Here is a 9,191-nt window from a genome sequence, read left to right as displayed (position 1 = left end):
CATCGCCCGGGTTCAGGCCATACCGTGCCAATGCCGCCGGATCTGGCGTGATGGTCAGCAGCGGCAGGCCGGAGACCTGCTCGGCCTTGACGTCTTCGGCGCCGGGGACGCTACGCATGACCCGCTCGACCCGGCTGGCCAGGCGCGTCAACTGGTCAAGGTTGTCGCCGTAGACCTTGACCGCCACGTCCGAACGGACGCCGGAGATCAACTCGTTGGTGCGCATCTGGATGGGCTGGGTGAACTCGTAGTTGCTGCCCGGGATTTCCTTGGCCGCCGCCTCCAGCTCTTCCACCAGCTCGGCCTTGGGCTTGCGCGGGTCGGGCCACTGGTCGCGGGGCTTGAGCATCAGGAAGGTGTCGGCCATCGACGGCGGCATAGGATCGGTGGCCACCTCGGCGGTGCCGATCTTGGAGAAGATGTTGGCCACCTCCGGGAACTGGGCCAGGCGCTTCTCCAGCGTTTCCTGCATGGCCACCGACTGCTCCAAGCTGGTGCCGGGAATACGCATGGGCTGCAAGGTGATGTCGCCCTCATCCAGGCTCGGCACGAACTCCGAACCCAAGCGGGTGGCCAGCACGCCACAGCCCACCACCAGCACGGCCGCGCCGGCCAGCACCACCACGCGCCGACGCAGGGCCCAATCCAGCAGCGGCGTATAACGGGCGCGCGACCAGCGCATCAGGCGGTTGTCGTGCTCAGCCACACGGCCGCGCAGGAAGCTGGCGATCGCTGCCGGCACAAAGGTCAGCGACAACACCATGGCACCGGTCAGGGCCAGCACCACCGTGATCGCCATCGGGTGGAACATTTTTCCTTCCACCCCGGACAGCGCGAAGATCGGCAGGTAGACCGCGGCGATGATGCCCAGGCCAAACAGGCTGGGACGGATCACCTCGGCGGTGGCCGAGGCGGTCAGGTCATAGCGCTCTTCATCATTGAGCTGGCGGCCCAGCGCGTGCTGCGCCTCCCCGAACCGGCGTAGGCAGTTCTCGATGATGATCACCGCACCGTCCACGATCAGGCCGAAGTCCAGCGCGCCCAGGCTCATCAGGTTGCCCGACACGCCGCCACGCACCATGCCGATGATGGTGAACAGCATCGCCAGCGGAATCACCGCCGCAGTGATCAACGAGGCGCGCACATTGCCCAGCAGCAGGAACAGCACCACCACCACCAGCAGCGCGCCCTCGATCAGGTTCTTGGACACCGTGCCGATGGTGCGGTCCACCAGCGCCGTGCGGTCATAGACGGCCTTGGCATGGACGCCGGCAGGCAAGCTGGCGTTGGCAGCGTCCAGCTTGGCCGCGGCCGCCTGGGAGACTTCCCGGCTGTTGGCGCCAAACAGCATGAAGGCGGTACCGACCACGACCTCGTGGCCATTCTGGGTGGCCGCGCCCGTGCGCAGCTCCTTGCCTTCGCCCACGCTAGCGACGTCGCGCACCCGGATGGGCACACCATCGCGGCGATCCAGCACGATGTTGCCGATCGCATCCAGATTCGCCAGCTGGCCAGGCACGCGCACCAGGAACTGCTGTCCATTGCGCTCGATGTAGCCGGCACCGATGTTCTGGTTGTTGCGCATGACCGCGGCGACCACGTCGTTCAACGTAAAGCCCAGCGCCACCAACTGGGCCGGATCCGGGGTGATGTGGATCTGCCGCTCGAAGCCGCCGATGGTGTTGACCTCGGTGACGCCGGGCGTGGTGCGCAGCTGCGGCCGGATCACCCAGTCCTGCAGGGTGCGCAGGTCCGTGGCGGTGTACGGGGTGCCGTCGGGCTTGCGAGCGTTGGGCTCGGCCTCCACGGTGTACATGAAGATCTCGCCCAACCCGGTGGAGATCGGCCCCATTTCCGGGTCCAATCCGTCGGGCAGCTGGGAAGCGATCTGCTGCAGGCGCTCGGCGACCTGCTGGCGGGCAAAGTACAGGTCGGTGCCGTCCTTGAACACCACGGTGACCTGCGAAAGCCCGTAGCGCGACAGCGAGCGGCTGTAGTCCAGCTTGGGCAGACCGGCCATGGCCGTTTCGATGGCAAAGGTGACCCGTTGTTCGGCCTCCAGCGGCGAGTAACCCGGGGCCTGGGTGTTGATCTGGACCTGGACGTTGGTGATGTCGGGTGTGGCGTCAATGGAAAGGTGACGGTAGCTCCACACGCCCAGCGCAACCAGCGCAGCGGTGAGCACTAGCGTCAGCCAGCGATGGCGGATGGACAGCCCAATGAGGCGTTCGAGCATGGCGGGCCTCATTCTTCTTCCACGGTGGACTTTTCGATGTCGGCCTTGATCAGGAAGCTTTGGGCCACCACCACCTGTTCACCGGCCTTGAGGCCTTCCAGCACTTCGGCGCGTTCGGCGTCGCGGCGCCCCAGCTTCACCGGCCGGGTGTGGTAGGTTTCGCCCTGCTGCACGTAGACCACGTCCTGGTCTTCTGCGGTCTGCAGCGCCGTGATCGGCACCACCAACGCTGCCGATTGGCGATCCACGGTGACCCGCGCCTTGACCGCCGACCCCGGCCGCCACAGGCCATCGGTGTTGGCCACCGTGCCGCGCGCAATGGTGCTTTGGCTGGCGGTGGCGGTGCCGGGCAGGACGCGCTCCAAGGTGGTCTGTGCGGTGACGCCATCGCTCAAGCGGGTAACCGTCACCGGCACGCCAGCACCGATGTGCTGGGCGTCGGCGCCGAAGATGTGCAGGTCCACCCACAGCGTGGACAGGTCGGCGACCTCAAACAGCGGCGCGCCCTCAGCGGCGGCCATGCCTACGGCGGCCGTGCGCGCCATGACCACGCCACTGATCGGCGCGGTGACGGTATAGGTGGTCAGGCTCAGGTTGCTCTCTACCGTGGCCAGTGCCTGGCCGGCCCGTACCTGATCACCCACGCCCGCACGCACGGAGCGGACCGGTCCGGGGAAGCGTGCCGTGACCTGCGCGATGCGACCGTCAATCGGGGTCAACAGCCCTTGCACCTCATGCTCGTCAGCAATCTCACCGGGGCCTGCCGGTGCGACCTGGATACCCGCTGCCTGCGCAGCTTTGGCGGCAATCTTGGTTTCCAGCGGCGCTTCCTCGTGCTCGCCGTGCTCTTCGCCCTCAGCGGCGGCGCCGCCTTCGGACGCTTCGTTGGGGGCCGACGCGTTGCAGGCGGCCAGCATCATCAGGGCCATGCCCAGTGCGGTCCAGGAAAAGCGATTCATGGGGTCTCTCCGGTGGAAGCAGCCGCCGGCGGCGCGACAAGCGCCTGGCCGGTCAGGCGTTGAATTTCGATCAGGGCGCGCTGCGCATCGAGCGCCACGTCCAGCTGCTGCTGGGCCATGGCCGTGCGTTCGGACTGCAGCTGTGCCCATTCCAGGTAGCTGATCGCGCCGGCGCGATAGGCGCGCTCGGCGGCCTGCTCAGCCCGGGCCAACTTCGGCAGCACCTCGCCTTGCAGCCGTGCCACCTCGGCCTGCGCCACGGTGTAGCGACCATGGGCTTCGACCAGCGTGGAATACAGCGACAGGCCCTTGGCCTCGCGCTCGATCGTCAGAACCTCCAGCTCGGCTTCGCCGGCGCGGATCTCCGGCTGCGCGCGGCTGCGGCTGCCCAGTGGCATGGACAGGCTGGCCACCAGCGCGGTGTCGTCAGTCTCCTGCAGGCGGCGCACGCCCAGCTGCCACGACAAGTCCGGCGAGGCCGCCGAACGCGCCAGCTGCAGTCGTGCCTGCGCGATCCGGCGGGCATCGGCAAACTGCGCCAACTCGGGAGTGCGCTCCAATTCCTCGGCCAGCGACTGCATGGACGCGATCGCCGGCAGGGTCATGGGATCCGCCGCGGCCACCTCGAAGCTCGGAGCACGTTCGCCCCAGAGGGCAGCAAGGTGCTGCCGGGCGGCAATGCGCTGCTGCTCGGCCCGATCACGGGTCAATTCTGCTCTCGCCAGTGCTGCTTGTGCGGTGAGCATCACCGATTCGGGAGACGCGCCAGCCTGCAGGCGCTGCCGGGCAGCGGCGACGGTCCGCTGGCGCTGGCCGACATCCATGTTCGCCAGGCTGCGTTGCCGGTCGGCACCGACAACGGCCAAATAGCGCTGCGCCGTCTCGGCGAGCAGGTCCAGCCGCCCGGTCTCGCGCTGCACGGCCAGTGCATCAATCCGGCTTTGGGCCAAGGTGCGGCGGGCGTCGAGCTTGCCGCCGCGCTCCAGGACCGAGCTCAGGCTCAAGGTCAACTCCGCGCTGTCCAGGCCACGGGCCGCGCCCGTGCCCAGCGCATTTTCAACCTCCGCCCCCAACGTCCACGGTGGCCGCTGCACGGCCTGGTCGCGCTCGGCAGCGAGCACCGTGGCTCGCGCATCGACCAGGCGCAGCTCGGGGTGGGTTTGGGCCACGCGTGCAAACGCGTCGTCCAAGGTCATCAGCTCTTCTGCTGTCGCCGGCGTTGCCGCCGCGCTCAACAGTAGCCACGCGGCCAGGGCCGCCAATCGCACATGCATGAAGTACTCCAGAATTTTCGATAGCCAACAGGGATCCGGCGCACGCCGGCGCGCATCACCCTGCGATCGGCGGCCGGAACGGCGCGAGCAGGTGCTCATGCCGATATCTGTCCGCATGGGCTGTCGCCGACGGCCAATGCCGGCCGATATGAGCAATGGCCAACACTATTTCTGGAGCCGGCGCGGCCTGGCTACAGCACAGCACCAGCTGCTGTAGCCGGTGCAGCGCGGCGTCTACGCCACGCTCGGAAGCTGGTGATGCCACTGCCGGGTCATGGTCGGCCGCGGCCAGATGGGTTTGAGCATGGAGCTCGCCAACCACTGCCAGCACCGGCTGCGTCACAAGGCCCACGGCCAAGTGCGCCAGCAGCAGCCAGCGCAGGCCACAGCTCAGCCGGCCAAGCGCTGTCATGCAGGCGTTTTGCGCGCGTCGGCACGCGCCCGGCGAGCATCACCCAAGATCTCGAAAGCCTCCTTGATCACATACAGGCCGATCAGGGCGCCGATCACGAAATCCGGGTAGGGGCTGGCCAGCCACCACACCAACAGGCCGGCCAGAATCACCCCAACGTTGGCCACCACATCGGCGCGGGTAAACAGCCAGGTCGCTCGCAGATGCACTTCGCCAGACTTCAAGGGGGCGAGCATACGGAGCACCTTCAGGTTCACGGCCAGCGAGACCAGAGCGGTACCGATCATCCAACCGCTGACCGGCTCGGCGCCGTACATCACCCGGCGGCCGACTTCGACCAGCACGCCTACGCCCAGCACCAGCAGCACGCTGCCACTGACCCACGCGGCGTTGGCCTTGAAGCGCGCCGTGCGCCCGATAGCGACCAGGCCAATGGCATAGGCGGTGGCGTCAGACAGCATGTCCAGCGCGTCAGCCAGCAGCCCGGTGGAATGGGCAATCCAGCCGGCAATGCCGCCGATCACGGCCATCGCTGCATTCAGGACCAAGGCGATCCAGAGGATGCGTCGCTCCTCCTTGTTCTTGGCTTCGTGGTGGCACCCGCAATCACTCATGTCTTGGTCCTCTGCTGTGTTGTTTCATTGCTTGTTTGCGCCTGGCTGTCTACGCACACCGGAACGGGCATTGGCGAGGAACCCCACGATGGCGGCGGTGCCTACCAATACCTGCGCCAGCAGCGACTGCCAGGTGGGATACAGGCCGATCCACTCGATGCGCGGCAACGCGAGCGGTGTTTGAGAGATCCAGCCCGCTTCCTGCAACGCGGCCACGCCTTTACCGATCAGGATGACCGCCATCACCGCGATGAGAATCGAGCTGATCGAAAAGAACCGGCCAATCGGCAGCCGCCTGCTCATGCGCAGCATCCAGTACGCCACCGCAGCCAACACCGCGATTCCCGCCACCAGGCCTGCGAGGATGGCGGTGGACGCCTGATCGCTCCACATCGCGATGTAGAACAAGATCGTCTCAAACACCTCGCGGTACACCGCGACAAAGGCCAGCATGAACAGGAAAACAGCCGAGCGCCGTGTCAGCGCAGTCGTCAGCTTGGCGTGCAGGTACTCCTGCCACCGCCCTGCAAGGCTCTTTTGGTGCATCCAGATGCCTACGCTGAGCAGGACAGCGGCAGCGAACGAGGCCGAGACGCCCTCAGTGACTTCCCGGTTCGCACCGCTGATATCAACAAAGTAAGTGGCCACTGCCCAGGTAGCTGCGCCTGCCAACAACGCGCAGATCCAACCCGCATGCACATACGGCAACACATCAGACCGCTCGGCTTTACGCAAGAACGCCACGATACCAATCACGATCAGCAGCGCTTCCAGTCCTTCGCGTACCAAGATGGTAAAGCTGCCTAGAAACGCGGTGCTGGCGCCTATTCGGGTGTCCTGCAGCGCCACGTCCGCGCGATCAAACAGCTGGGCAATTTGCGCTGCCTGCCCGGCAACGTCAGCCGCGGGCGCATGCTGATCCAGCTGCGCGCGGTAGCCTGCCATGGCCGTCTCGATCTCTCGCAGCAATGACGGATTGCGCGTGGCCAGCGTGGGTTCAAGCGGCTCTACACCATCCAGATAGGACGAGAGCGCAAGCTTTTTGGCTTGAGCCAGGTCCTCATCAGCGTAAGCGCGCTGGCTGGCGGCCAGTCGCTGCCGCGCCACCGCAAAGCGATCGGCTCCTGGTACCGCTTCGTTTACTGCCTGTGGCTGCGAACGCAGGTAGGCGATGATCGCGTTTGCCTGATCGGCGGGCATCGTGGTGGCAAGATCGGCCTCTCGCGTGCGTGTCAGCGCTTCGAGCGAGGGAATGTGCGTATGGGCCTCGGCACTGGTGCGCCATAACGCCTCACCTTGAGCCTTGGCTTGCGAGGAGTACCCCAAGCTGCCCACATAGAATGCCAACGCCCAGCGATCACTTTCTGACAGCCCAGAGAAGCTGACCATGCCGGTACCCGGCACACCCTGGGAAATGACCTCGTACAACGACAGCGGCGTTCGCTGCGCGGCGCGAGTGGCATCGGTGAACGCGATCGGCGGCGGACTTAACGCTTGCGCGGCGGGGCCATCACCGTGACCTGTGGGGCCGTGACAGGCCGCGCACTGCTGGCTGTAGATGGACGCGGCCTGGGAGGTCTTCGGCGCGCTCGCCGGAACAGCGCCGATCGGGTAGCGGGCCAACAGCGTCGTGCCGAGCCCGCGCGCCAACGTTGCCACTTGCGCCGGGTCGGCCTTCTCTGCCACCGCCTGGACCAGGCGGTCGGCCTGGGCCGTCAGCTCCTGCTGGTTCTGGCCACCGGGCAATGCTGCCAGCTGACTGCGCACGGCGCCGGCAAACTCGCTCATTTCGGCGTATTCGTTGGGGGCAATTACGCGACCGGCCTGGACCGCGCCGGGGTAGTCGACCGCGATGTAATCGAGCATCTGCCAGGTTTGGCGCAGGTCTGCTGCGGCAGGCTCCGCCTGAGCAGAAGCGGGCAGAACCCAGCCGATCAGCAAGGCAATCAAGCAGTAGCGAATCAAGGCGATGGGCAGTGGCATGGTCGTCACATGCAGCGCCGCGGCCGGAGTGGCGGCGGATACGGGTTCAGCGTAAAGTCCGTAGCTACTACGGAGTCAAGCGTACTACGAATGAAAATCAGTGAGGCTGCCGACGCCAGCGGATGCCACTTGGAGACGATTCGCTATTACGAGCGGATCGGGTTGCTGCCGCGCCCGGGGCGCACGGGCAACGGCTACCGGGTCTATGGCCCGGCCGACATCGAGCGGCTGCGCTTCATTGCGCGTGGCCGGGACCTGGGCTTCAGCCTGGAGGAGGTCCGCAGCCTGCTGCAGCTGGCCGGCGATGAGGAGCTTTCGTGCGGGGACGTGGACCGGTTGGCCCGCAGCCATCTGGCCGACGTGCGCGCCCGCATGGCCGACCTGCAGCGCATGGCCAGCGAGCTGGAACGGGTGATTGCCAGTTGCCATGGCGGGCAGCGGGCGGAATGCACCATCCTGTCGACGCTGCGCCAGACGACCTCGGTGGAGGCCACGCGCCAGTGACCGAACTGGACCGCTACCTCGATGCGGCCACGCGCCAGAACACGGTGCGCAGCTATGCGTCGGCGCTGCGGCACTTCGAGGTTGAATGGCAAGGCCACCTCCCAGCGACACCTGACAGCGTGGCCCGGTACCTGGCCGCTTATGCGCAGACCTTGGCGACCAGCACCCTCCGCCAACGTCTGGCGGCCATCGCCTCTTGGCACCGCGACCACGGCTTTGTCGACCCGACCCGATCGCCGCTGGTGCGCAAGGTGCTCAAAGGCATCCAGACCCTGCACCCGGGCCAGGTCAAGCAAGCCGCGCCGCTCCAGATTCGGCGGCTGGTCGAGCTCGATGACTGGCTGGCCGCGGCGATCGCTGCGGCACATGCCCGGGGCGATGGGCCGGCGGCGCTGCGCCATCAACGAGACCGAGCGCTGGTGCTGCTCGGGTTCTGGCGGGGATTCCGTGGCGATGAACTGCTGCGTCTGGACGTGGCCCATCTCACGCTGGTGCCGGGACAGGGGATGACCTGCTTCTTGCCACGCAGCAAGGGTGATCGCCAGGCAGCCGGCGTCACCTACAAGGTGCCGGCGCTGTCGCGGTTATGTCCGGTGGAGGCGACCCAGGCGTGGCTGCAGGCGGCCGACCTGCACGAAGGGCCGGTGTTTCGGGCGGTTAACCAATGGGGCCAGGTGAGCGCCGAGGGCCTGCATCCCAACAGCTTGGTGCGCCTGCTACGCGAGTTGCTGACCAGTGCCGGCTTTGCCGATGCGGGGCTCCACAGCAGCCATTCGTTGCGCCGCGGCTTTGCCAGCTGGGCCAACGACCAAGGCTGGGACATGAAGGCCTTGATGGAGTACGTGGGCTGGCGCGATGTGCAGTCGGCCATGCGTTACCTGGACGGGCGTGACCCGTTTGCCCGGGACCGCATTGAAGCAAGCCTGCCCAGTCCAACCGTGCCGGTACCGGCGATGGCACTGCCGGCGCCGGAGGGCAAATCGGCCCTGCAGCTGCGCCTGCGCATGGTGCTGACCCCGTTTGCCCGCACGGGCCGCGGCGCGGCCAAGGCCCGAGGCCGAATTGAAGAGATCTGCTTGGCCCCGTTCCAGGCTGTGCGCCTGAACACCGCCAGCAGCGAGTACCAGTTGACTGCTCCCACCGATCCCGAAAGGGATCTGGATGAAATCCTGGCCACGTTGCTCGATGACATGCACCGCATGGCCGATA

The 9,191-nt window shown here is 66.7% G+C and carries 8 protein-coding genes; 2 read left to right on the top strand and 6 right to left on the bottom strand.

All coding sequences use genetic code 11. The annotated features are described in order from the left end of the window. The 6 genes from C0R07_RS19555 to C0R07_RS19530 all read right to left on the bottom strand — a co-directional run. Nucleotides 1-2,236: efflux RND transporter permease subunit (locus C0R07_RS19555; protein WP_102789686.1), on the bottom strand; the 2,236-nt coding region annotated here is incomplete at its 3' end. Between the two features lie 8 nt (nt 2,237-2,244). Beyond that, on the bottom strand, nt 2,245-3,195 hold the full coding sequence (locus tag C0R07_RS19550; RefSeq protein ID WP_021201906.1) for an efflux RND transporter periplasmic adaptor subunit: 951 nt from the start codon (nt 3,193-3,195) through the stop codon (nt 2,245-2,247). Next, the gene (locus tag C0R07_RS19545; RefSeq protein WP_012480227.1) at nt 3,192-4,469 is read right to left on the bottom strand and encodes a TolC family protein; all 1,278 of its coding nucleotides are present in this window, start codon (nt 4,467-4,469) and stop codon (nt 3,192-3,194) included. The genes C0R07_RS19550 and C0R07_RS19545 overlap by 4 nt, the downstream gene beginning before the upstream one ends. Nucleotides 4,470-4,524: 55 nt before the next feature. After that, on the bottom strand, nt 4,525-4,881 hold the full coding sequence (locus C0R07_RS19540; RefSeq protein WP_012480228.1) for a hypothetical protein: 357 nt from the start codon (nt 4,879-4,881) through the stop codon (nt 4,525-4,527). Then, on the bottom strand, nt 4,878-5,495 hold the full coding sequence (locus C0R07_RS19535) for a cation transporter (protein WP_005413376.1): 618 nt from the start codon (nt 5,493-5,495) through the stop codon (nt 4,878-4,880). Before C0R07_RS19535 ends, C0R07_RS19540 begins: the two co-directional genes overlap by 4 nt. Before the next feature lie 24 nt (nt 5,496-5,519). After that, on the bottom strand, nt 5,520-7,478 hold the full coding sequence (locus C0R07_RS19530) for an FTR1 family protein (protein ID WP_049430610.1): 1,959 nt from the start codon (nt 7,476-7,478) through the stop codon (nt 5,520-5,522). Between the two features lie 90 nt (nt 7,479-7,568). Between C0R07_RS19530 and C0R07_RS19525 the strand changes: the two genes are divergently transcribed. Both C0R07_RS19525 and C0R07_RS19520 read left to right on the top strand, forming a co-directional pair. Further along, nucleotides 7,569-7,982 carry a MerR family transcriptional regulator gene (locus tag C0R07_RS19525; RefSeq protein WP_012480230.1) on the top strand — a complete coding sequence of 138 codons (414 nt, stop codon included), beginning with the start codon at nt 7,569-7,571 and terminating at the stop codon, nt 7,980-7,982. Continuing rightward, a partial coding sequence (locus C0R07_RS19520) for a site-specific integrase (protein ID WP_102789685.1) occupies nt 7,979-9,191 on the top strand: 1,213 nt, incomplete at its 3' end. The genes C0R07_RS19525 and C0R07_RS19520, both read left to right, overlap by 4 nt.

This window comes from Stenotrophomonas bentonitica (assembly GCF_002887735.1).
Classification (GTDB): domain Bacteria; phylum Pseudomonadota; class Gammaproteobacteria; order Xanthomonadales; family Xanthomonadaceae; genus Stenotrophomonas; species Stenotrophomonas bentonitica_A.
Note: the sequence above shows the minus strand (reverse complement) of the source record. Positions and strands in the feature narration are given on the sequence as shown.

Coding starts and splice junctions, on each gene's coding strand:
- C0R07_RS19550 (WP_021201906.1), bottom strand. CDS start 3,195: ATGAATCGCTTTTCCTGGACCGCACTGGGCATGGCCCTGATGATGCTG.
- C0R07_RS19545 (WP_012480227.1), bottom strand. CDS start 4,469: ATGCATGTGCGATTGGCGGCCCTGGCCGCGTGGCTACTGTTGAGCGCG.
- C0R07_RS19540 (WP_012480228.1), bottom strand. CDS start 4,881: ATGACAGCGCTTGGCCGGCTGAGCTGTGGCCTGCGCTGGCTGCTGCTG.
- C0R07_RS19535 (WP_005413376.1), bottom strand. CDS start 5,495: ATGAGTGATTGCGGGTGCCACCACGAAGCCAAGAACAAGGAGGAGCGA.
- C0R07_RS19530 (WP_049430610.1), bottom strand. CDS start 7,478: ATGCCACTGCCCATCGCCTTGATTCGCTACTGCTTGATTGCCTTGCTG.
- C0R07_RS19525 (WP_012480230.1), top strand. CDS start 7,569: ATGAAAATCAGTGAGGCTGCCGACGCCAGCGGATGCCACTTGGAGACG.